This is a genomic window from Roseibium suaedae (assembly GCF_900142725.1).
Taxonomy (GTDB): Bacteria; Pseudomonadota; Alphaproteobacteria; order Rhizobiales; family Stappiaceae; genus Roseibium; species Roseibium suaedae.
This window is the reverse complement of sequence record NZ_FRBW01000004.1, coordinates 470657-492426: the sequence shown is the minus strand read 5'-3', so window position 1 is coordinate 492426 and position 21770 is coordinate 470657. Positions and strand designations below refer to the sequence as shown.

The following is a 21770-nucleotide window of genomic DNA, read 5'->3' as shown; positions in this document are numbered from 1 at the left end:
CCGTCCGGAAGCAGACAGAGAAGGAAACAGATCATGCGTATTGCCACTCTTACAGCCGCAGCTGGCCTGACACCTGCACTCGCCGGCGCACTTGCTTTCTTCGCGGTGAGCGGATTGTCAGCAGCCCCCTCGGCCTCCGGCGCACACAGCAGCTCGGCAGCCTGCACCCTGGAGACCACCATTGAAGGCGGCATGATCAATGTCACCGCCTTTGCCAAACTGCCCAGCGGCACCAAGGGACCGCAAACTGTCTCTTATCGCCTCTCCGTCACCGGCGGCGCCGGCAGCAACAAGACGGATATCTCCCAGGGTGGACAAGCCAGCGTCCCCGCCACGGGCCGCGCTCCGCTCGGTCAGCTCATGCTCTCCCGGGACGGCATCTATGACGCCCGGCTTCAGGTGACCATCGGCACCGTCAACTATCACTGCAACGAGACCATCGGCGGCCGGATCTAAGCCCGGAAGGTGCCAAGAGATCATCCAAAGCGTTTACAAGGAGACAGTCCCATGAAAACCCTCGCGACCCGCACACTGGCCCTTGTGGCCGTCGCTCTTCCCCTGGCAACCAGCAGCGCCAATGCCGGCGGCAGCTTCTCGATCAACATCGCGCCCCAGTCCGCCCAGCAGGAACAGGTGATGCGCGCAGGTCTGATGGTCTATGGCCTTGTCAACGAGATCCAGGGCAGCGGCATCCGCCAGCGCGGCACGGGCAATGCAGCTGGCCTGCGCCAGCTTGGCTCCGGCAATGTCGGCATCGTTCATCAGGATGGCTCCGGCCACAACGGCACGGTCAGCCAGACCGGCAACAACAATGCCTATGGCCTGTTCCAGTTCGGACGGAACACCAATGCTCAGGTCTCCCAATCCGGCAACGGCGCAACGGGAACCACTTTCCATTTCGGTTGGTAATAAAACCTGTCCGAGAACGGCAAGGCAGGCGCTCCCGCCTGCTCCGCCCCTCTGATCAAACCGCAAGGCTCAGGACGCAACCTTCAGGCGCTCCCGCTCCATGAAACTGAAGACTTCGCGCACCTTGCCAAAGCTCGGATCATCCAGCCCCAGCAACTTGTGCATCAGGGCGTCGATATCGCCCGCGTTGAAGGGCTTCTTCAGGAACCCGTTGATCCCGATGAAGGCCGCAGACCGCTCCAGATAGGTCGTGTCATTGGTCGACATCATATAGATCGCGATCTTGCTGGAGAGTTCACGGATAGACCCCGCCAGCTCCAGGCCATCAGCACCGGGCATGTTGAAATCCGTGATGACCATCTTGAACGTACCGGATTTGATCGCCCGAAGAGCGCTTTCCGCACTGTCGGCTTCGGTGATTTCGAAGTTGAACCGGCTGGCATCGAGGATCTTGCGGGTCAGCTTCCGCATGGTCGCAGAATCATCCACGACGAGAACCGGATATTTCTCGGTCATGAGGATGTAGCTGGAAATGATCTCCGCAACATTCTCCGCCCGGAACGGCTTTTGCAGAAAGTGATAGGCGCCGAAGTCTTTCAGCACCGCTTCCACCCGGTCGTTCATGCTGGCGGACATGGCAATGGTCAGACAGTCCTTGGACTGGGTCTGTTTCATTGCGGCGACCACTTCCGGCCCGCTCAGCCCCGGCATGTTGACATCGACAAATGCAATATCGACCGGCTTCTTCTGCAGAACAGACAGGGCTTCCTTGCCATCAGAGACTGCACTCACCTCGAAATAGCGCTTTGCTCCGAGTAACCGGATCCCGTCCTTCACAACCTCACGTGCAATCGAACTATCATCAGCAACAAGAGCGCGAATCATTTTATGCAACATTTACGGAACCCCACCGACAATAGCCCCACACCTCTCCGAAATACTTATCTTGGAAAGACTGTCATCGATAAAACCGACAATTCATGAAATTACCATTTACGGCAGATGAATTATTTCTTTGCGACATGCCTTGCCTCAAACGAGGTAATTTCGGAAAATATATAAAATAACAATAGCTTAGGATCAGATCATCGAAGCAGAGCGACAAATGTTGATCGTGAAATCCGACGCGCTCTTCTGCTCCCAAGAATGGAAGGATGACATCAGCACCACCGAGAGCTTAGTTTTGAAATCGGCATCTGTTCCGATGCCAGACAGAACATTGAAAAACGACGGGGAAACCCAAGCATGAATATTTTGAAAATCATTTTTGCGCTCCTGATCGGCCTGTCCTTCGGCGTGAGCGCTTCCACACAAGTTGATGCATCCGACCTGACAGTCGGCAAAGTCCCTGTGACCAGCTCGGGAACCAGTGGTTCAATCGTTGCACAACGCTATCTGCCCCGGCGTTGCCGGGACATTATGGACGATATGAAGGACGACACTTACGCCCTTCTCTACATTGCCTCCTACTCCGATCTCGCCAAGGCATTCGGCCGGAACCCGGACAGAGCACGGAGACATTTTGAGGAATACGGCTGCGACGAGGGCCGGAGCATCACCTTCGATGGCTGGATTTACGTTGCTGGGTACAGTGATCTCATTCGGGCGATTGGCTTGGATGAACGCAAAGCCCTGGACCATTTCCTGCTACACGGAGCGAGGGAAGGCCGGTCCAATGCAAAGTTCAACGCTTCAGCCTATGCGAACCGGTACAACGATCTCAAAGCCAAGTTCGGCAACAACAGTCGAAAACTCGCCCAGCATTGTATCCGTTACGGATTTCGTGAGCGCCGGGAGTTCTGTGGCTGATTGGATATCGCATGGCATCTGGTTTCCGGGGCAGAAATGCGGTTTCCAGATGTGCCTGATGTGAATGTGACCGTTTGACCGTCGACCTTTGGACGATATCCCGGATCCAGCTAAATGCCGCTGAATTTCCCGCAATCAACTTTAATCCGGGTTATTCCGGGTCAACATCTTGTCGATTATCTGAAAGACGCGGGAAAAGCGGGACTTGAGACCCGAAAGTGGTGCCGCTGATAGGACTCGAACCTACGACCCCATCATTACGAATGACGTGCTCTACCATCTGAGCTACAGCGGCAAACCGGACCTTGTGTGCCCATCCGGTTGCTTGGGCAGCGACCGGATCCCGACGCGGCGAAGCGTCAGGGTGGGGGCTAGATAGCGGAGCAAGCCGTCTTATGCAAGAGGCTTCTCGCTCCGGCTGTTGAAGAACCTTTTCAAGCGCTTCAGGGGCCGATGGGAAACGGGCGCAAATTCAGCGCCCGTCCCCGAAAGATCAGTTGAAGAAACGCGGCTTTGGCTTGGCCTCCGGCTCGTCATCCTCGTCGAGCCCGGGATCGTCCGGCATGCGCGCAAGCGGGAAGGAAATGGGCTTGTCGAGGTCTTCCTTCGCCTCTTCCACTTTGGATTTTGCCACCGGCTTCTCTGCGGCCCCGGCTGCGGCCTTTTCCTTCGGTTCCGCCACAGGGTCAGCACCGGAAGGGGCGGCTACTGCAGCAGGTGCAGGAGCCAGATCCTGAGGACGCTTCATGAATTTCACGTCGTCGGTCGTGCCCTCATAGCCTTCGGGACGAGGCAGATCTTCGGCAACGGTTGTTGTCACTGGCTCAGGCTTCGTTGCAACCGCTGCTGCAGACACGGCCGGTTCCACCGGCTTGGTGCTGACAACGTCAATCACTTCCGCATCCGCAGGCGCTCCTGCTTTCACAGGCGCCGGCTTTTCAGCTTCCGCCTCCACATGAGGGCCGTCGGATTGGCCGACCGGGACGGTCACCACTTCCGCCTTCAAAAGAGCGGGGGCATCAAACAGGGCTTCTTCGAGAACGGGACCGCCAGAGACTTCGTCCAGTCCGGCCGGAACCTGCCAGACGAAGGCATCAAGCCGCCCGGTGAGCGGAGAGACGGCCTGCCACTCGCGGGAGACAATACCATCGGCAACCCAGGCCGGGTCCTGCGGGGCACGGACCGCGCGGGCCAGCCACTCCTGCATGCGGCCCCGGTCACCGGTTTCCGCGTCTTCAAGTTCCGCCATCAGCAGGAAGGCCTGCCGGGACGGCTCGGCCTGCAGCACGGTCTTGAGCTGCTCACGGGCAACAGCGAATTCGCGCGCCTCGAGCGCCGCCTTGGCCACAGCCAGAGCCCCGGTCGTGGTGTTGGCCCGCATGGCATCGAGCGCCTTGACCCGCTTGAACCGGTCGGCGGCAGAATCCCCTGTGCGCACATGGGCATAGGCTTCTGCGAGATCCGGATGGGGCGAAACCTTCCACGAGGTTTCAACGATCTTCGCAGCCTTGCGGATCTCGTTCTTGCGGGTCGCAAGACGGGCAGCCACCACAGCCGCCGGAACCAGATCCGGTGCAAGGCTATGAGCTTCCTTGGCCAGCGAGAAGGCCCGGTCCGGCTCACCATCTTCCAGCGACTGGGCAAGAGCGCTCAGGACGACCGCCTTGTGCCGGCGGTAGGTCTTCTTGTCGATCTGCTTGGACGTGTAGTTGCGCTCCAGCGTCTGCAGAGCGTCTTCCCAGCGCAGCGCAATCGCCTGATAGCCAAGAACAGCCTTTCCGGCCCATTCCAGCTTCGGGGATTCCTTCACCGCTTCCTGAGCATAATGAAGAGCTGCCACCGGCTCGTTCTGCCGCTCGGCTTCGACGAAGAGACCATGAAGGCCCAGTGCGCGGGTCTGCGAATTGTCGAGCATCGCCTCGAACCGGGCCCGTGCTTCGTCGTCCTTGCCGGACAACTGGGCGGTCTGCGCCAGAAGAAGCTGGGCCGCAGGCTCATGCCGCAGCAGCTTTTCCGCTTCCTGGCCGTATTTCCGCGCCTGTTTCACATCGCCTGCGCCAAGCGCGATCAGGCCCTTGGACAGGGCAGTGTAGCCCCGGTCCTTGCGGCGGCGGCGGAAGAAGCGTGAGGCAATCTTCGGCGAGCGCAGAATGCTCAGGATCAGCCAGACGACCAGCAGGAAGGCAATCAGCACGATGGCCAGCAGCAGGGCCGCCACGACGGGCGGACGCTCCCAGACATAGCCAGCCCAGCTGATGGTGACGACGCCGGGCAAATCCGCCATCCAGGCAAACCCCGCCGCAACAACGAAGAGGAGACCAAAAAAGATCAGGACGCGGACCATGCTTCTCGCTCCCAGGTCAACCGGCGCTCAGCACCGGAGAAAACGGCCGCCGGCAAATGCCGTGCGGAAATGAAATCAGTTGCTCTTCTTGCCGAGTGCGGAAAGGAGCTCTTGGGTGGCTTCCGCCGTCAGCTTGTCGGCAGCGATACGGGCCTTGGTCTTGTTGACCCAGGGTTCACCGATCGTCTTCGCCTCTTCAGGCAGAGACGGAAACTCCGCGACGGCGGCCTCCAGATCGCCCTTGGCAACGGCATCTTCCATCCGCCGCAGCACGGCCTCCGGTCCCGTTCCATCCGCATCTCCCGGTCCGCGGACCGCGATCAGGGACTTGGCGCCCGAAAGCAGATTGTCGAGCATGTCGCCGGACCGCTCCGGCGCGCTGAAAGCATCAAACATGCTGCGGGCAACGCCTGGGAATTCCGCGATCAGGGCCGTGCGCGATTCAATTCCCTTTGCCGCATAAGCATCAAGGGCAGAGAGATCCGTGCCGTCCGGCAGGCCAGCCTTCACAGCCGCCAGTTCAGTTTCGAATGGCTGGCCGGAATCCACCGCAGACCGGAGCGCGGAAACAGAGAGAGCACGAGCGGCAACTTCCCGTGCGGTGGCATCCCCCATGGTCTTTTCAACGGCGGCAACCCGGGCGCTCAGAGCTTCGATTTCGCCCTTGAGGCCGGAAAGAGCCGAGCCCTGTTCGTCCGAAGCCGTCTTCAGGCTGGCAGAAAGACCGGAAACGGTTTCGCCAAGCTTGGCCTGGCTGTCGGCAATGGCCTGCGTCGCAGCATCCGTGGAAGCCACCGCCGCCTGAGCCGCTTTGGCAAGGGTTTCAACGCTCGCGATGCGGCTTTCCAGACCAGACAAATCGGCAGCAGGTGCATTTGCAGCCTCAGCAGTCTGAGCCGCACCGCCTTCCTGCGGTGCCGGTTGAGCGGAAGCCTGAGCCTCGCCGTTCGCCTCCTGGCCGCCGATGCTGCTGCGCAGCTCACCAATGGCGGTTTCAAGACCGGACAGGGCTCCGCGGCTGGCGTTGTCGACCGTTTCAATTTTTTCCTGAAGCTGATCCAGCTTCTGAGCGTTTTCAGTGACCGTCGTTCCAGTGGTCTCCAGACCCTGGACCTTTTCTTCAAGCCCGGCCACGCGCGACAAAACCGCATCGACACGCTCGTCTGCGCCACCGCCGAATTTCAGAACGCCTGCGGAATGAAGCCCGTAAGCCCCAGCCAGTACAACTAGGCCGCCAAAGAGACCGGCGGAGATCATCGCCACAACACCGCTTCCCTGCTCCCCTGCGGAAACAGAAGCGACGGACGGCTTGGAAGCTGCACCAGAGCCGGACGATCCGTTGCCTGAACCGCTGCCCGAGTTACCGCCAGAACCAGTTCCCGTGCCGCTGGCCGACGAATCGGCTGAAGACGATGAGGTCGACGACGGAGAGGAGGAACTGGAACTCTTGCCCGCTTCACCTGCAACGGCAGCGGCAAGTTTCTCGCCTGCGGCGGTCTTTTCCGGCTCTGCGGCAACGGCCTTGGCAGGGCTCGCGGTCTTGTCGCTGGAAGTGGGCGGAACAGAGGTTTTGGCTGCACCCGGCACGGAAGGCTTGGTTGCCGATGCAGCAGAGGCAGAAGAGGAAGCTGCAGAGGCCGACGGTGCCTTGGAACCGGCTGCAGACGCGCCCTGCCCCGTGGAAGAGGCCTGCGAAGCGGCAGGTGCCTTGCCGCCCACGGCTTCGGCTTTCAGGTCGATTGTCACCGGGCGTTTGCCCGCAGAAGCGGCGCTCGAGCTGGAAGAAGATCCCGTCCCCGCAGACTTGGTGGCTGCGGGCTTTTCAGTTCCGGAAGACTTGGATCCGGTACCGGTGCCTGCCGCGTCCTTGTCCGTTGCCATCGTGCGTCTCCTCAACCTCTCGCTGGATCAAGCCAGCTTCCTTCTTTCCTACCATACACACTGGCGCCGCGACGGGAACCTGATACGGCAGGTCTTTTTCGCGGTGCGAGACCAACGACTCGCCTGCTTCGGGTTAATTCCCGCTTAAGGCTAACGTCAGCAATGCTTCTTCAGTTGGGTGCGGTGCATGAACGGTCAAGGCAAGGCCGTGAAATGCACTCACCGATTGCCGCGAAATTCCGACAATCCGCATGTGGGGCAGGAGACGCGCCAGTCCAGCCCTGTGCACCGCTTCCTTGAAGATTTCGGCTGTGCGGCTTGAATAAATCAGCACGGCGTCGACACTTCCCGCCTTCAGCTGTGCGGCAATCTCGTCAGGCAGTTCACCCTTCGGAGCCATCCGGTAGACCACTTCAACCCGGCAGGTCAGCCCCTTGGCGGCAAGCGCGCCTTCCAGATCCCCCGCCCGGTCTTCCGCCGCAGGATAGAGCACGGCCGTGCCGGAAACCTCAGCGCCAATCAATTCGGCAAGGGCGGCCACATCCCGGTCCGCTGAGGCAATCCTGGAAAAGCCTGCCTCCCGCAACGCTGACGCAGTCCTTGCCCCGACCGCATAGGCAGGAAGGCTCAATAGTGCCGGAAGCTGTGGATGGGCAGCCAGACTGGCAACGGTCCGCACACTCGTCACCGCAAGCGCCCCAACTCCCTCAAGGTCAAACGCATAGGGAGCTGAGGGAACGAGGTGCAACATGGGGGCCAGAAGCCCCTCGTGCCCCATGGCCTGAAGCTTGCCCGCTGTGCGCGTGCAATCAGGTTCAGGCCGGGTCACGAGAAACCGCATGGGTCAGCCTGCCAGAAAATTCGGTCCGGCCAGGTCTTTCAGCGCAAGACCTGCCTCGCGGCCAATTAGCAGGGCATCCGAGGTAAAGCCTTCACGGGAAATCTCATGCACTTCAGACCCGTCCGGCTTCAGGATCTTGCCACGGAAATGCAGCTTGTCGCCCTCGACAGTCGCAAGACCGCCAATCGGCGTGCGGCAGGATCCGTCTAGAACCGCCAGGAATGCCCGCTCCGCATCCAACCGGAACTGGGTGTCCGCATCATGGATCGGCGCGAGCAGAGCCAGCGTCTCCGCATCGTCCAGTCGGCTTTCAATACCGATTGCCCCCTGCCCGACAGCGGGCAGGAAATCATCCGTATCCAGAAGGCTGGTGACATGTTCCTCAAGGCCGAGGCGGCGCAGGCCGGCATAAGCCAGCAGCGTTGCATCCACCTGCCCTTCTTCCAGCTTCTTCAGCCGGGTCTGCAGGTTGCCGCGGTACATGACCACTTCGATGTCCGGGCGCAGGCGCTTGATCATGGCCTGACGGCGCAGGGAACTGGAGCCGACGACCGCGCCATGCGGCAGTTCGGTCAAGGTTCTGGCCTTGGGCGACAGAAACGCATCACGCACGTCTTCGCGCGGCAGGAACGCTGTGAGCCCCAGACCGTCCGGCAGAACGGTCGGCATGTCCTTGGAAGAATGCACCGCCAGATCGATGCGGCCATCCAGCATGGCTTCCTCGATCTCCTTGGTGAAAAGCCCCTTGCCGCCAGCTTCGGACAGAGGCCTGTCCTGAATCTGATCGCCAGAGGTCTTGATCACGACAATCTCGAAAGCCTCTTCCGGCAGGTCGTGAGCGGCCATCAGACGGCTGCGGGTTTCATGAGCCTGTGCGAGGGCGAGAGCGCTGCCGCGCGTACCGATACGGATAAGTTTGGAAGCCAAGAACTCAATTCCCAGAAATTCGGACCCGGACGGGCCAAGAAACGTGACGACTTTTTGCTCGGTAGATGATAGGCCCTTGGCTTGCAATGGCCAATGCAGAAGCAAGAATGAATTCCGCCGAAACCCAATGCGACATGCGGTCGCTGACCGTTCTGGGCATCGAGACAAGTTGTGACGAGACCGCCGCCGCGGTGGTCCGGGGTCCGGCTTCGCCTGAAATCCTGTCCAATGTGATCCGCTCCCAGATCGACGAGCACACGGAATTCGGCGGTGTCGTGCCGGAAATCGCAGCCCGCGCCCATATCGAAGTGCTCGACCGGATCGTCGCCGAAGCACTGGCGGAGGCCAATTGCAGCTTTGATGAGATCGATGCCGTCGCAGCCACGGCCGGTCCCGGTCTGATCGGCGGTGTAATTGTTGGCCTGATGACGGCCAAGGCCATCGCCATGGCCGCAGGCAAGCCGCTGATCGCGGTCAATCATCTGGAAGGCCATGCGCTGACAGCGCGGCTGACGGATGACCTCGATTTTCCCTTCCTGCTGCTTCTGGTCTCCGGTGGCCACAGCCAGTTTCTGATGGTGCGCGGCATCGGCGATTACGAGCGCCTCGGCACCACCATTGACGACGCCATTGGCGAAGCCTTCGACAAGACGGCAAAACTTCTCGGCCTGCCCTATCCCGGCGGCCCGGCGGTGGAACAGATGGCCCGCAAGGGCGATCCGAACCGGTTCCGCCTGCCCCGCCCGCTGCTGGACCGTCCCGGTCTCGACATGTCTTTCGCAGGCCTCAAGACCGCACTGCGCACACAGGCCCAGAAACTGGAGCCCGTGGACGACCAGACCGTCGCCGACCTCTGCGCCGCGTTCCAGAAGGCCGTGGCCGGCGTACTTTCGGCAAGGACCCGGACCGCACTGGAGCTTTTCCGCGAACGCTATCCCGATATTCAGCCTGCCATCGTGGTGGCAGGAGGCGTTGCCGCCAATCAGGAAATCCGCAGCGCCCTGACCGAAGCTGCCGAACAGGCAGGCGCCCGTTTCGTTGCCCCGCCCATGCGGCTTTGCACGGACAATGCCGCGATGATCGCCTGGGCCGGGATCGAGCGCCTGCGCCTTGGCCCTGTCGATGACATGGGCCTGTCCCCTCGCCCCCGCTGGCCGCTGGATCAGATTTCCGGCAGCGTTCTGGGATCCGGGAAAAAAGGCGCCAAGGTCTGATCACCTAATCACGGCCTGTTCCGCATTGCTGCCAGACTTGATAGGGATAACCGCATCCAGCCAGCAACGGATTCGGTGATGAAGATCTATCACAAGGCCTATGTCTATCTCACCTGCGGGTCACGCCTGCTGGTCTTCAGCGAACCGGATCATCCGGAGGTCGGCCTGCAGATTCCCGGCGGCACCATCGATCCGGGCGAAAGCTATCTGATCGGTGCCCGGCGCGAATTCATCGAAGAGACCGGGCTCGTGCTCGACACGGCCTTCGAGCATTTTGCCGATCAGGACATTCCCTTCGAGACGCTGAAGGACCATCCCCAGTGCCAGACACCGCCGGATCAGCCCCTGCGCGGCCGGCACCTCCGCAAGCTCTTTCATGCAAGGATCGACCGGATCCCTCAGGAAGAGTGGGAACATTTCGAGATGACCCCGAGCAATGGCGGCGATCCGATCCGCTTCCGGCTGTTCTGGCTTGACCTTCATGGCGAGGAACTCAACCGTCCGGGAACCTTCTTCGCGTTTTTCAACGATCCACTGGAGGCCTTGCGGGCCCGGGTTTCAGGAGAAAAAGCATGACGTCAGTCGAGCGAATCGGCGTTGCCGGCGGCGGGGCCTGGGGAACCGCACTGGCGCTCACGGCGGCCCGTGCCGGACGCGAAGTGACCCTCTGGGCCCGCGACCCCGGAACCGTCTCCGATGTCCGGTCGCGCCAGCAAAACAGCCGATACCTTCCAGGCATCACCTTTGACGAGGAAATCCGCGCTACCAGTGAGTTGTCCGATTTTGCCGGACAGGACGCCATCCTTCTGGTGACCCCGGCCCAGACCACCCGCTCCATGCTGGCAGCCCTGAAGCCGCACCTGCGTCCGGGCATTCCGGTCGTGCTTTGCGCCAAGGGCATCGAGCAGGGCAGCGGCAAGCTGCTGACCGAAGTCATGGCCGAGGAACTTCCCGATGCCCGGCCTGCGCTATTGTCCGGCCCGAGCTTTGCCGATGATGTCGCCAAGGGTCTGCCAACCGCAGTGACCATCGCCGCAGAAACACAGGATCTGGCCGACAGCCTGTCCCGGGCCATGGCCTCCCAGGCCTTCCGCCCCTACACCTCGACGGACCTGACCGGTGTTCAGGTTGGCGGCGCGCTCAAGAACGTGCTGGCCATCGCCTGTGGCGCGGTCGTCGGGCGAAAGCTCGGCGCTAGCGCGCAAGCTGCCCTCACCGCCCGTGGTTTTGCAGAACTGACACGGCTTGGACTTGCCATGGGAGCCAGACAGGACACGCTCACCGGCCTCTCCGGCCTGGGTGACCTTGTGCTGACCTGTTCCACGCCCCAATCCCGCAACTTCTCCTTCGGCATCGAGCTTGGACGCGGAAAGACCGCCCAGGACCTGATCAATGCGGGTGGCAAGCTGGCGGAAGGTGCTCACTCGGCCCGGATCGCCGTGGAGCTTGCCGAACGGCTCAAGGTGGATCTGCCGATCTCAACGACCGTGGCTCAACTCATCTCCGGCAAGCTGTCCATTGACGAGGCAATCACGGCCCTGATGACCCGGCCGCTCAAGTCCGAGAATGCCGGAGCCTGATTTTCCCCGGCATTCCAAAGGGCGGCTTGGACCATAACGGTGCCAGCGCTCTTTCCCGATTGAGTTTGCCGGTTAGCTGCTTCTAAAGTGCGCCAACTCAACATGGAGACGACAATGCTCTTCGCTTTCCTTTGCACCGACAAGCCCGGCGCCCTTCAGGTCCGTCTGGACAACCGCCCGGCCCATATCGAATTCCTCAAGGGCCTTGGCGACAGCCTCAAGGCCGCCGGTCCCTTCCTCGACGATGACGGCAACATGGCCGGCTCCCTGGTGATCGTGGAAGCCGCGGACAAGGCCGCTGCACAGGCGATTGCCGATCAGGACCCCTATGCCAAGGCGGGCCTTTTTGCTTCGGTCGAGATTCGCGCCTGGAACTGGGCCGTGAAGAACCCGGAGGCAAAGTAAGTGCGGTACTGGCTGATCAAGTCCGAGCCGGACAAGTGGTCCTGGGAACAGCAGAAGGCCAAGGGCGCCGAGGGTGAATCCTGGGATGGCATCCGCAACTATCTGGCCCGCAACAACATGCGGTCGATGGAAATCGGCGACAAGGCCTTCTTCTATCACTCCAACATCGGCAAGGAAGTCGTCGGCATCGTCGAGGTCTGCAGCGGGATCCATCCGGATCCGAAGACCGACGATCCGCGCTGGGATTGCGTTGCCTTCCGCGCCTTGCGCGACATGCCCAAGCCGGTCACCCTGGCCGACGTGAAGGCGGAGCCGCGCCTTTCCGAAATGTCCCTCGTCACCTCCATGCGTCTGTCCGTCCAGCCTGTGACGGAAGAAGAATGGCGCATCGTCTGCGAGATGGGCGGCCTTAAAGACCCAGCCTAAATGGACCCAGTCAAAGATCCTGCTCACTTCATCCGGACCCAGACACGCATCAAACCAGTGCCGCATGCGGAGGAAATCCGCCTGCATCTGGCCGATGAAGCCATGGATCTATGGCAATGCACCGAAGACGAACTGGGCGAGATCGGCTTGCCGCCGCCATTCTGGGCCTTTGCCTGGGCAGGTGGTCAGGCGCTCGCCCGGCATCTTCTGGACAATCGCGAGCTTGTCGCCGGCAAGACGGTGCTCGATTTTGCGTCGGGCTCCGGCATTGTCGGCATCGCCGCCATGATGGCTGGCGCTGCCAGCTGTTCCGCCGTCGACATCGACCGCTTTGCCAAGACGGCCGGTGAACTGAACGCCGCCCTGAACAATGTGGCCATCACCTTCACGACCGAAGATCTCACTTCAGGTCCTGCCCTCGATGTGGACGTCGCCTTCTTCGGCGATGTCTTCTACGACAAACCCATGGCGCTGAAGGTTCTGGCCTTTGCGGACAGGCTGCAGGCCAAGGGCACGAAGGTCTATGTCGGCGACCCCGGCAGATCCTATCTGCCCAGGGAAAGGCTGGAGCTTCTGGCAACCTATGCGGTTCCCGTGGTCGGCGCGCTGGAAGATGCAGAGATCAAAAAGTCGAGCGTCTACAGACTTTTGCCCCTGGAGAAGGCGGTGTGATCAAAATTCCGCCAAGGCCAGGGATTGAACATGCCGGACCTTTTTCACCCGCAGCCAATCCGCTAATGTGCCCCTGATTTGCGGCTCGGGTGGCCGCCAAACCTCAGGGATCCGTCGCAGCATTTCTGGCGCGTGACGGCTAAAAGGAGCAACCGATGCCCATTCTCAATCGTCTTGCCGATCTTCAGGATGAGATCGCGACCTGGCGGCGTGACTTCCACGAGCATCCGGAGCTGCTTTATGAAACCCACCGCACCAGCGCAAGGGTAGCTGAGCTTCTAGAGAGCTTCGGCCTGGATGAAGTGACAACCGGCATTGGCCGCACCGGCGTCGTCGGTGTGATCCGCGGCCGCAACGGCGGCGCGGGCAAGACCATCGGCCTGCGCGCCGACATGGATGCCCTGCCGATCGAGGAAATCACAGGCAAGGACTATGCCTCCAAGACCCCCGGCAAGATGCACGCCTGCGGTCATGACGGCCACACCGCCATGCTTCTTGGCGCAGCCAAGTATCTCGCGGAGACCCGGAACTTCGACGGCTCCGTTGTCGTGATCTTCCAGCCGGCAGAAGAAGGCGGCGCCGGTGCGAAGGCCATGATCGACGACGGACTGATGACCCGCTGGGCCATCGACGAAGTCTATGGCATGCACAACATGCCGGGCATTCCGGTGGGCGAGTTTGCGATCCGCAAGGGCGCCATCATGGCGGCGACCGACGAATTCATCGTCACGATCAAGGGCAAGGGCGGCCACGCTGCCAAGCCGCACAACACCATTGACCCGATCGTCATCGGCTCCCATGTGGTCGCGGCGCTTCAGTCCATCGCCAGCCGGAACGTCAATCCGCTCAAGTCCGTCGTCGTGTCCGTGACGGCCTTTCAGGCGGGGAACTCCTTCAACGTCATTCCCCAGGAAGCCCGGCTCCAGGGCACGATCCGCACGCTGGATTCCGCCGTCCGCGCCCAGGCGGAAGAACGGTTCAAATCGGTGGTTACCTCGATTGCCGAAGCTTTCGGTGCCGGTGTCGACCTGGAATTCCAGCGCGGATATCCGGTCGTGGTCAATCATGACAGCCAGACGGACTTCGCCATCGAAATTGCGGAGAGCATCTCCGGACCGGACCGGGTGGAACGCAACGTCGACCCGATGATGGGCGGCGAAGACTTTGCCTATATGCTGGAAGAGCGTCCCGGCGCCTTCATTTACGCCGGAAACGGCGAGAGTGCCGGGCTCCATCACCCGCTCTATGACTTCAACGATGACCTCATTCCGGTCGGCTCCTCCTTCTGGGTGAAGCTCATCGAAACCGCCCTGCCTGCCTGGCAGTGATCCTTTTGGCAGGCCGCACGGCACCTTCCTGCGGCCTGCCCTGAACCCATTGATTAGTTTAAGATATTATTCATCCGCACTGACGTTGCGTCATTAATTTTGAACTAACCAAGTCTATCAGCAGTTGCAAAACTGTCATAAATATCCAGACAACTGAGGCTAGTCTCGTAAGCAGGAAACAAACGTCCAAGGGACAGCTTACGTGATTGAGATCCAACCTCGCAGGGCAAACGGCTATTGGCTGAACCGTAACCCGCAGCTGTTCCTATTGAACGCCAACGCCGTTCTCGACTATGCCATCCAGCCGATCATCGACGCGCATACCGGCGACGTTTATGGCTATGAAGCGCTCCTGCGCAATGTCGACCAGCTCGACTGTGCGACGCCCATGGCGGTTTTCGATCTGGCCCATGACCTTGGATGCCTCAGCGATCTCGAGTTGATGCTGCGACGCAAGTCGATCGAGAAATTCGCCAGCCTTCAGGAGCGCAAGAACGCCCGGCTGTTCCTCAACATCGACGCAAGACTGCTGACGACGCCTGGCTTCCTGCTGCCGGAAACCGCCAATCTCCTGCTCATGCATGGCCTTACGCCCTCCAGCGTCTGCCTCGAGATTTCCGAAGCGACCGAGCCTTCCAAAATCGACAGGATCCGCGACTTCATCGACGATGCCCGGGCCATGGATTTTGCGATTGCCATTGACGATTTCGGCAAGGGCTATTCGCACATGAAGAACCTTTACGACTTCGAACCGGATATCCTGAAGATCGACCGGTTTTTCATTCAGGGCCTGCACAGCGACGGCCGCAAGCGCCTGCTGGTCAGTTCCATGGTGGATCTCGCCCACGTTCTTGGCATGCGCGTTGTCGCAGAAGGCGTCGAGACCGAATTGGAACTCTCCGCCTGCCGCCAGATCGGCTGCGACCTGATCCAGGGCTATCTTGTAAGCCACCCGTTTACCCGGATCGATGACGCCCAGTCCCGCTACCCGCAATTCGCTGCCGCAGCAAATCAGGTTCAAAGCGGCCTGAAGTCGGATGAGGACCTGATTCTTCGAGAAGTGCGGCCGCTGGTCGCCCTGCGCGACGATGCGCGTATGGATGACGTTCTGGCCCTTTTACGCGCAGGTCGCGCCTATCCGTTCATTCCGGTGGTCAACTCGGCAGACGAGCCGCGCGGCCTGATCCAGGAAGCGGACATCAAGAGCCTGATCTACATGCCCTTCGGCCAGGATCTCCTGCGTAACAAGGCGGTCAACAATCAACTGAAGAACTTCCTGCACCGCTGCCCGGTTGCAGATCTTCACTCCCGTCTCGACCACCTGGTCGCGATGATTGCCGAGGACGACGACAAGACGGCTGGGGTGATCATCACCAAAAACGGCAAGTACTACGGCTTCCTGACAACCAGTTCGCTGTTCAAGATCTCCAACGAGATCCGGATGCGCGAGGCGGAGGACCAGAACCCGCTGACCCGCCTGCCGGGCAACCTGTCCCTCACCGCCTTCGTGGCGGATGCCGCCTGCGAAAGCGAAACCGACCGCTGCTTCTGCTATGTTGATTTCGACAATTTCAAGCCGTTCAACGACATTTACGGCTTCCGCATGGGCGACCGTGCACTCTTGATGTTCTCCGAACTGATCAAGCGCATGCCCACCAGCCAGCGGGACTTTGTCGGTCACATTGGCGGCGACGACTTCTTCATCGGCATGCGCAATCTGCCGGTCACCGAGATCCTGCGCATCATGGGCAATCTGCGCAGCGAGTTCCGGCACCAGGCGGAAAGCCTTTATGATCCGGAGCACCGTCAGGCCGGGGTCATATACGCCAAGGACCGCTCAGGGCAGGAGAAGGAATTCCCGCTTCTCAATTGCTCCATCGCCATCCTGCACCTGCCCAAGGGCATCTCCGTGGAAAATCAGGAGCTTCTGGTCCGTCAGATCGCCTCCCTGAAGAAAGACGCCAAGGCATCCCCGGGCGGCATTGCCGCCACCACTTTCGGCGACCAGGTTGAAAACCATGCCCGGCATTTCGAGGAAACCTCGCCCAACGGGCCACGACTGGTCTCGATCGGCCACTGATCCGCAGCAGGCGGCAGGATTGAACCCTTGCAAGGGCAGAATTGCGGGCAGATAAGGGGCCGACTTCCCTTGTCAGGTTCCGCTCATGCATCCGATTGCTGAATTCTTCTTTCCGGCCGCCCTCTCCCCGATCGCCACCTTCGTCCTTCTGCTGTCCAGTTTCATTGCTTCGGCGCTGACGGCGGCTGTCGGGCTTGGCGGCGGTATCGCGCTGATCGCGGTCATGGCCAATCTCATGCCGCCACTGGCGCTTGTTCCAATCCACGGCCTGGTTCAGCTCGGCTCCAATGGCGGGCGTGCCATCGTCCAGCGGCGCTATATCGATCCGGCTATCGCCCTGTGGTTTGCAGGGGGCGCGGTTCTGGGCGCGGCCCTCGGCGGCATGCTGGCGGTGAACCTGCCCTCCACCTGGCTCCGGCTCGGCATTGCCTTCTTTGTGCTCTGGACGGTCTGGGGAAAGGTTCCCAAGCTCGACCACGCCCGCAAGCAGGCGATGGGCATCGCCGGATTTATCGCCACAGGCCTTTCCATGTTCTTCGGGGCAACCGGACCCATCGGAGGCAGCGTCCTGTCCACTCTGGGTCTGACCCGGCACCAGTTCGTCGCCAATCAGGCAATCACCTCGCTGACGATGCACGTTTGCAAGGTTGCCGCCTTCGGTTTCCTCGGCTTTGCCTTCGGCCCCTGGATCGGCTTCACGGCCCTCATGATCTTCTTCGGCTTCCTGGGAACCCTTGCCGGAACCCGGCTTCTCGGACGGATGCAGGAAGAGACTTTCAAGAAGGGGTTCAGGATCGTCATGACCCTGCTCGCCCTCAATCTGATCTGGCCCGTGGCCCGGTCGCTGGTCGGTTTCTGACAGCCTTCTGCAAGACGCTGCGGAAAGGCATGTGAGCTTTGCTCTACGACGCTTGAACTCTTTGCAAGCCGTTGAACCTTGCCAGAACCGGACCAAAGCGATAACCCAACCCGATCAGTTTGTCTTAACAAGAACAGCAGGGCGGACACCCATGGCAACTCACAATCTCCTTCTTCTGCCCGGCGACGGCATCGGTCCGGAAATCATGGTCGAGGTGAAGAAGGTCATCTCCTGGTTCAATGCCCAGGGTGGCGACAGCTTCGAGACCGACGAAGGCCTCGTCGGCGGCAGCGCCTATGACGCACATGGCGTCGCGATTTCCGAAGAAGACATGGCAAAGGCCATGGCAGCCGATGCCGTGATCTTCGGTGCCGTTGGCGGCCCGAAGTGGGACAGCGTTCCCTATGACGTGCGTCCGGAAGCCGGTCTGCTGCGCCTGCGCAAGGACATGGAGCTGTTCGCCAACCTGCGCCCGGCCATCTGCTACCCGGCGCTTGCCGATGCCTCTTCCCTGAAGAAGGACATCATCGAAGGCCTTGATATCCTGATCCTGCGCGAGCTGACCGGCGGCGTCTATTTCGGCGAACCGAAGACCATCACCGATCTCGGCAACGGCCAGAAGCGCGCCATCGACACGCAGGTTTACGACACCTACGAAATCGAGCGCATCGCCAAGGCCGCCTTCGAATTTGCCCGCACCCGTAACGGCAAAGTGACGTCGATGGAAAAGCGCAACGTCATGAAGTCCGGCGTGCTCTGGAACGAAGTCGTCACCGCGACCCACAAGAACGGCTACGAAGACGTCAAGCTGGAGCACATGCTGGCCGATGCCGGCGGCATGCAGCTCGTGCGCTGGCCCAAGCAGTTCGACGTCATCGTCTGTGACAACCTCTTCGGCGACATGCTCTCCGACGTGGCTGCCATGCTCACCGGCTCCCTCGGCATGCTGCCCTCCGCTTCGCTCGGCGCAGCTGACCCGAAGACCGGCAAGCGCAAGGCCCTCTACGAGCCGGTCCATGGTTCTGCTCCGGACATCGCCGGCACGGGCGCAGCAAACCCGATCGCCATGATCGCGTCCTTCGCCATGGCTCTGCGCTATTCCTTCGAGAAGGTTGCCGAAGCCGACATGCTGGACAAGGCCATCGCCAATGCGCTGGCAAAGGGCCTGCGCACCAAGGACATCGCCTCGGAAGGCACCAAGGTCGTAGGCACCTCCGAAATGGGCGATGCGATCATTGCCGAGCTGAACGCGCTGAGCGCCTGAACCACTTTATGAACTTTGAAACGGCCGCCATTGGGACTTGCCCAACGGCGGCCGTTTTTCCTTTATAATGCCGCACACTTTCAAGCATCAAAGGCAGCAAAATGAGCGACAAACTGAGCCCGTTCCTCGGCACCTGGATCCTCGATGCGGATGAAAGCGAATTCGACCAGGGCGAGCCTCCAAAGAGCGCAACGCTGAAGATCGAAGACAATTTCGGCATGGCCCGCTTCATCATGAACAGCGTGTCCGCTGAAGGTGAAGTCACCAACGACACGTTCGAGGCGCTGCCTGACGGCCCCGAGACAAAGCTGGGCAAGAGCGGTCTGGTCGATGCCATGCGCCTGGTCTTCAACGGCGAGCGGAACCTTGTCTCCGAAGCCCGCCGCGGCGGGCTGACCCTGATGAAGGCAGAGCGCGAGCTCTCCGAAGACGGCACCACCCTGACGGTGACCCAGACCGTCCACCTGCCGGATGTCGCAAGCTTCACCAACACCTCGGTCTACCGCCGCGCGCAGTAAAAGGCGGCACCTCCAAACACGAGACGGCAAAAAGGAAAACGCCCGGGAGACTATTGTCTTCCGGGCGCTTGGGATCGGTCTTGGGAGGACCGTATCAGTTCAGCTGGGACGCCGCGCCAAGGTCGAAGAACTCGGTCGCACCCGGCGCATCATCCACGCCATCATTGTCGGTCACCAGCAGCAAACGGCCATCGGCGGTCACGGTCAGGCCTTCCGGCTTGTCCAGAACCCAGCCCTTGGAAGCAGACAACGCCGGCAGAATGTCCAGAGCCTTGCGCTTTTCCACGACCGGCAGTTCAGAACCATAGGCCGCCGGGGTGATGCCCTTCAGGGAAATGCGGGTCACCTGCTTGATGGAGGCAAACTCGCCGCCCTGATTGTCGCGTTCCAGAACAGCGAACTCTTCACCGCCCAGGGACACGATTTCAGACAGGCCGACCCAGCCGCCGGCTGCACTTGCCGGAGCATCGAGCGGGTAATGGACAAAGCCCCAGGTCTTTGCTTCCGGATCGAAGATCGCCAGCTTGACCATGCCCTTCGGATCGTCCTTCCAGCTGCGCTGAACGGCGACGGCCACCAAGGTCTTGCCGTCCTTTTCGAACTCGGCAACGCCTTCGAAGGAGAAGCGGGTGGACTGGGCAACCAGCTCTGCCGGCAGTTCAATTTCCTGTTCGACGGACCCATCAGCCGCTGCCTTGATCAGCAGGTGCTTCATGTCCTTTTCCGGATTGCCTTCCGACGCCAGCCAGAAGCCGCCATCCTTGGAAACCGCAATGCCTTCCAGGTCATACTTCGGCGTGTCAGCACCGTGCAGGTTAACGTAGGACTTGATCTTCACCGGCATGGACGAAACGTCCAGGGTGTAGATGCGGGCCTTGTCATAGAAGCTGTCGGAGATCGCATAGACCTTGCTTGCGTCCTGCGGATCACCAGCCAGACCGGAGAGCGCGCCCCAGCCGATCGGAGCACCGGTTTCCGGATCAGCTTCGGAGACAACCATCGGGTAGGTCGAAGCTTCTGCACCGAAACGGTAGACGGACACCTGCGACCGGAAGCCGTCTTCGGCGCTGTCAGCTTCGTTGGCAACCACGAACAGGCCGCGCTGCGGCAGGGCGATGGAGCCTTCCGGGGCGATATGGGTCGGCAGGAACTGCACGAACTCCGGTTCTGCGCCCGTGTCCTTGTAGATCACGACGAAGTTGCCGCGCTCGGAGTTCACGAAGATGAGCTTTTCGCCGTTGAATTCACCAACGGCAACGCCTTCCAGTTCAGCGCCCTTCTTGGACGCGCGCTTGGCCGGATAGTGACCATTGGCCATGGCGATGTGTTCGACGGTGTTGCCGCTGTCGAACAGGACTTCACCCTTGGTGTTCCAGATGGTGAAGCCGCGCGAACCGCCTTCATAATCGCCTTCGTTGGCGGTGACGAAACGGTCGGCATCGAGCCATGCAACGGCGTCCGGCTCGCGCTTGACGTTTTCGAGGCTGCCGGAAGCATCGCTCATGCGTGCCTTGGAGACCGGGATGTTCTCGAGGTTCACTGCACCAGCGGAGAAATTCGAGGTGATCTTGCCCGAGGCCAGGTCAACCACCACCAGATGGTTGTTTTCCTGAAGGGTCATGACGACCTGATTGTCGGCGTTGATCGAGACAAATTCAGGCTCCGGATCGTCGCCGCCGATTTCGGCCAGACCGGTCACATCGACGATGCGGGCTGCATCGCAGTTTACCGGCTTGCCGTCTTCGCCCAGATCAAAGATCGCCAGGTGACCGGCCGGCAGCTGCGGAAGCTTGCCGTCGTTGAGCTCTTCATCACGCTCGTTCTCGACCGCAACTGCAACAAACTTGCCATCAGCGGACATGGCGACGCTGTCCGGCTGGCCCTTCACGTCGCACTTGGCAACGGTTTCCAGGGAGCCGAGATCAACGACAGCCAGATGACCCGACGGGGCAACGTAGCTCTCGGAGGTGTTCACGCCGGTGTAGGCGAAGGACTGGCCAACGGTCACGGAAGTCGGTTCACCACCCAGCGCGATGCGGGCTTTCGGTGCCAGGGCTTCCGGGTTGGAAGCATCAACGAACACCAGAGATTCAGCCGGGCTGTCGGTGAAGACCAGCGTCATGCCATCCTTGGTCGCGGAGATGATCTCGGCAGAGGTAACCGTATTCGGATCCGTGCCTTCGTTCAGGGTCTTATAGACCGGGAAGGTGTTGACCCGCTCGAAGAACGAGCCGGCATTTGCAGCGCCGCAAAAACCGGCAGATACGCCCAGGCTGATCCCGGCCAGAAGAATAGTACGCAATTTCATGACAACCCCCGCTCTCGGGACAAGCCCGACGAAATTTCGGCCGGACGCTAGGGAAGTCACGTGGAGCTTCGATGACGATTTCACGAAGTTTTCATGACAGGCCCCGGTTCGCACCGGCAATCTTGCCTCGATAAGGGCGCTGTTTGCGCAAGATCTTTTATTGACATCCAGCCAATTCCGCGCCAGAAACACCGCGGTTTCGTGACAACCGGAGAGACTTGAATGGTGCGGCGCATCGCCGACATCGCAGGCATGAAAATGACGACGGCTAAAACCGGCGGCATGACGGCTTGCGTCACCAAGACCCCGGCCACCACCCTCAAAACCACTACCAAAACCACCGCTTGACGGTGCCGCTCGTCCCGCACTCCCCGGGGACGGGGGGTACCAGAAGGCCGGCTCGCC

21 protein-coding genes and 1 tRNA gene are annotated in these 21770 nt (G+C 60.8%); 15 read left to right on the top strand and 7 right to left on the bottom strand.

The genetic code is table 11. From position 1 onward, the window contains the following. The first annotated feature begins 33 nt into the window (after nucleotides 1-33). Both csgH and BUA94_RS18680 read left to right on the top strand, forming a co-directional pair. Nucleotides 34-456 carry a curli-like amyloid fiber formation chaperone CsgH gene (gene csgH / locus BUA94_RS18685; protein WP_073014818.1) on the top strand — a complete coding sequence of 141 codons (423 nt, stop codon included), beginning with the start codon at nucleotides 34-36 and terminating at the stop codon, nucleotides 454-456. 51 nt (nucleotides 457-507) lie between these two features. Further along, nucleotides 508-909 carry a hypothetical protein gene (locus tag BUA94_RS18680; protein WP_073014817.1) on the top strand — a complete coding sequence of 134 codons (402 nt, stop codon included), beginning with the start codon at nucleotides 508-510 and terminating at the stop codon, nucleotides 907-909. Between the two features lie 69 nt (nucleotides 910-978). Here the strand turns inward: BUA94_RS18680 and BUA94_RS18675 are convergent, their stop codons facing one another. Beyond that, nucleotides 979-1806, bottom strand: coding sequence for a response regulator (locus BUA94_RS18675; protein WP_073014816.1), 828 nt, complete (start codon nucleotides 1804-1806; stop codon nucleotides 979-981). A gap of 348 nt (nucleotides 1807-2154) precedes the next feature. On the opposite strand from BUA94_RS18675, the gene BUA94_RS18670 reads away from it, so the two are divergent. Beyond that, nucleotides 2155-2718: a hypothetical protein gene (locus BUA94_RS18670; protein WP_073014815.1), complete on the top strand. Its 564-nt coding sequence runs from the start codon at nucleotides 2155-2157 to the stop codon at nucleotides 2716-2718. A 219-nt stretch (nucleotides 2719-2937) separates the two neighbouring features. Here BUA94_RS18670 and BUA94_RS18665 read toward each other — a convergent pair. From BUA94_RS18665 to hemC, 5 genes are all read right to left on the bottom strand, one after another. Then, nucleotides 2938-3013 (bottom strand) — tRNA-Thr (locus BUA94_RS18665). Nucleotides 3014-3211: 198 nt separating this feature from the next. Next, the gene (locus tag BUA94_RS18660; RefSeq protein ID WP_073014814.1) at nucleotides 3212-5062 is read right to left on the bottom strand and encodes a heme biosynthesis protein HemY; all 1851 of its coding nucleotides are present in this window, start codon (nucleotides 5060-5062) and stop codon (nucleotides 3212-3214) included. Between the two features lie 75 nt (nucleotides 5063-5137). Then, complete coding sequence (locus BUA94_RS18655) at nucleotides 5138-6943, bottom strand: COG4223 family protein (RefSeq protein ID WP_084082118.1); 1806 nt, start codon at nucleotides 6941-6943, stop codon at nucleotides 5138-5140. A gap of 133 nt (nucleotides 6944-7076) precedes the next feature. Next, nucleotides 7077-7784 (bottom strand): uroporphyrinogen-III synthase, encoded by a 708-nt coding sequence (locus BUA94_RS18650; protein WP_073014813.1) that lies wholly within the window; start codon nucleotides 7782-7784, stop codon nucleotides 7077-7079. Between the two features lie 3 nt (nucleotides 7785-7787). After that, nucleotides 7788-8711 (bottom strand): hydroxymethylbilane synthase, encoded by a 924-nt coding sequence (gene hemC / locus BUA94_RS18645; protein WP_073014812.1) that lies wholly within the window; start codon nucleotides 8709-8711, stop codon nucleotides 7788-7790. A gap of 143 nt (nucleotides 8712-8854) precedes the next feature. Here hemC and tsaD point away from each other — a divergent pair, with 143 nt between their 5' ends. The 11 genes from tsaD (at nucleotide 8855) to BUA94_RS18590 (ending at nucleotide 19057) form a co-directional block, all read left to right on the top strand. Further along, a complete protein-coding gene (tsaD, locus tag BUA94_RS18640) occupies nucleotides 8855-9925 on the top strand; it encodes a tRNA (adenosine(37)-N6)-threonylcarbamoyltransferase complex transferase subunit TsaD (RefSeq protein ID WP_073014932.1) in 1071 nt (356 codons plus the stop codon). A gap of 78 nt (nucleotides 9926-10003) precedes the next feature. Beyond that, nucleotides 10004-10501, top strand: a complete 498-nt coding sequence (locus BUA94_RS18635) for an NUDIX hydrolase (protein ID WP_073014811.1) — start codon at nucleotides 10004-10006, stop codon at nucleotides 10499-10501. Further along, nucleotides 10498-11505, top strand: coding sequence for an NAD(P)H-dependent glycerol-3-phosphate dehydrogenase (locus BUA94_RS18630; RefSeq protein ID WP_073014810.1), 1008 nt, complete (start codon nucleotides 10498-10500; stop codon nucleotides 11503-11505). The genes BUA94_RS18635 and BUA94_RS18630 overlap by 4 nt, the downstream gene beginning before the upstream one ends. Nucleotides 11506-11619: 114 nt before the next feature. After that, complete coding sequence (locus BUA94_RS18625) at nucleotides 11620-11910, top strand: YciI-like protein (RefSeq protein ID WP_073014931.1); 291 nt, start codon at nucleotides 11620-11622, stop codon at nucleotides 11908-11910. Beyond that, on the top strand, nucleotides 11911-12336 hold the full coding sequence (locus BUA94_RS18620) for an EVE domain-containing protein (RefSeq protein ID WP_073014809.1): 426 nt from the start codon (nucleotides 11911-11913) through the stop codon (nucleotides 12334-12336). It abuts the gene before it with no gap. Beyond that, nucleotides 12337-13008 (top strand): class I SAM-dependent methyltransferase, encoded by a 672-nt coding sequence (locus tag BUA94_RS18615; protein WP_073014808.1) that lies wholly within the window; start codon nucleotides 12337-12339, stop codon nucleotides 13006-13008. A 155-nt stretch (nucleotides 13009-13163) separates the two neighbouring features. Then, a complete protein-coding gene (locus BUA94_RS18610) occupies nucleotides 13164-14336 on the top strand; it encodes a M20 aminoacylase family protein (protein ID WP_073014807.1) in 1173 nt (390 codons plus the stop codon). Between the two features lie 202 nt (nucleotides 14337-14538). Then, the gene (locus BUA94_RS18605; protein WP_073014806.1) at nucleotides 14539-16416 is read left to right on the top strand and encodes a GGDEF domain-containing protein; all 1878 of its coding nucleotides are present in this window, start codon (nucleotides 14539-14541) and stop codon (nucleotides 16414-16416) included. Nucleotides 16417-16501: 85 nt separating this feature from the next. Continuing rightward, nucleotides 16502-17275: a sulfite exporter TauE/SafE family protein gene (locus BUA94_RS18600; protein ID WP_073014805.1), complete on the top strand. Its 774-nt coding sequence runs from the start codon at nucleotides 16502-16504 to the stop codon at nucleotides 17273-17275. A 151-nt stretch (nucleotides 17276-17426) separates the two neighbouring features. Further along, entirely contained in the window at nucleotides 17427-18539 is a 1113-nt protein-coding gene (gene leuB / locus BUA94_RS18595; protein ID WP_073014804.1) for a 3-isopropylmalate dehydrogenase, read from the top strand. Between the two features lie 101 nt (nucleotides 18540-18640). Then, complete coding sequence (locus BUA94_RS18590) at nucleotides 18641-19057, top strand: hypothetical protein (protein ID WP_073014803.1); 417 nt, start codon at nucleotides 18641-18643, stop codon at nucleotides 19055-19057. Between the two features lie 94 nt (nucleotides 19058-19151). On the opposite strand, the gene BUA94_RS18585 is transcribed toward BUA94_RS18590, so the two are convergent. Beyond that, entirely contained in the window at nucleotides 19152-21365 is a 2214-nt protein-coding gene (locus tag BUA94_RS18585) for an esterase-like activity of phytase family protein (RefSeq protein ID WP_073014802.1), read from the bottom strand. Nucleotides 21366-21587: 222 nt separating this feature from the next. On the opposite strand from BUA94_RS18585, the gene BUA94_RS23905 reads away from it, so the two are divergent. Continuing rightward, a complete protein-coding gene (locus tag BUA94_RS23905; RefSeq protein ID WP_268877528.1) occupies nucleotides 21588-21713 on the top strand; it encodes a hypothetical protein in 126 nt (41 codons plus the stop codon). Nucleotides 21714-21770: the final 57 nt, after the last annotated feature.

Excerpts from the sequence above, each read along its gene's own strand:
- BUA94_RS18600 (WP_073014805.1), top strand. The coding sequence starts at position 16,502 with ATGCATCCGATTGCTGAATTCTTCTTTCCGGCCGCCCTCTCCCCGATC.
- BUA94_RS18585 (WP_073014802.1), bottom strand. The coding sequence starts at position 21,365 with ATGAAATTGCGTACTATTCTTCTGGCCGGGATCAGCCTGGGCGTATCT.
- BUA94_RS18675 (WP_073014816.1), bottom strand. The coding sequence starts at position 1,806 with ATGTTGCATAAAATGATTCGCGCTCTTGTTGCTGATGATAGTTCGATT.
- BUA94_RS18680 (WP_073014817.1), top strand. The coding sequence starts at position 508 with ATGAAAACCCTCGCGACCCGCACACTGGCCCTTGTGGCCGTCGCTCTT.
- BUA94_RS18655 (WP_084082118.1), bottom strand. The coding sequence starts at position 6,943 with ATGGCAACGGACAAGGACGCGGCAGGCACCGGTACCGGATCCAAGTCT.
- BUA94_RS18650 (WP_073014813.1), bottom strand. The coding sequence starts at position 7,784 with ATGCGGTTTCTCGTGACCCGGCCTGAACCTGATTGCACGCGCACAGCG.
- BUA94_RS18660 (WP_073014814.1), bottom strand. The coding sequence starts at position 5,062 with ATGGTCCGCGTCCTGATCTTTTTTGGTCTCCTCTTCGTTGTTGCGGCG.
- BUA94_RS18630 (WP_073014810.1), top strand. The coding sequence starts at position 10,498 with ATGACGTCAGTCGAGCGAATCGGCGTTGCCGGCGGCGGGGCCTGGGGA.
- BUA94_RS18625 (WP_073014931.1), top strand. The coding sequence starts at position 11,620 with ATGCTCTTCGCTTTCCTTTGCACCGACAAGCCCGGCGCCCTTCAGGTC.
- csgH (WP_073014818.1), top strand. The coding sequence starts at position 34 with ATGCGTATTGCCACTCTTACAGCCGCAGCTGGCCTGACACCTGCACTC.
- BUA94_RS18610 (WP_073014807.1), top strand. The coding sequence starts at position 13,164 with ATGCCCATTCTCAATCGTCTTGCCGATCTTCAGGATGAGATCGCGACC.
- BUA94_RS23905 (WP_268877528.1), top strand. The coding sequence starts at position 21,588 with ATGGTGCGGCGCATCGCCGACATCGCAGGCATGAAAATGACGACGGCT.
- BUA94_RS18670 (WP_073014815.1), top strand. The coding sequence starts at position 2,155 with ATGAATATTTTGAAAATCATTTTTGCGCTCCTGATCGGCCTGTCCTTC.
- leuB (WP_073014804.1), top strand. The coding sequence starts at position 17,427 with ATGGCAACTCACAATCTCCTTCTTCTGCCCGGCGACGGCATCGGTCCG.
- BUA94_RS18590 (WP_073014803.1), top strand. The coding sequence starts at position 18,641 with ATGAGCGACAAACTGAGCCCGTTCCTCGGCACCTGGATCCTCGATGCG.
- BUA94_RS18615 (WP_073014808.1), top strand. The coding sequence starts at position 12,337 with ATGGACCCAGTCAAAGATCCTGCTCACTTCATCCGGACCCAGACACGC.
- BUA94_RS18635 (WP_073014811.1), top strand. The coding sequence starts at position 10,004 with ATGAAGATCTATCACAAGGCCTATGTCTATCTCACCTGCGGGTCACGC.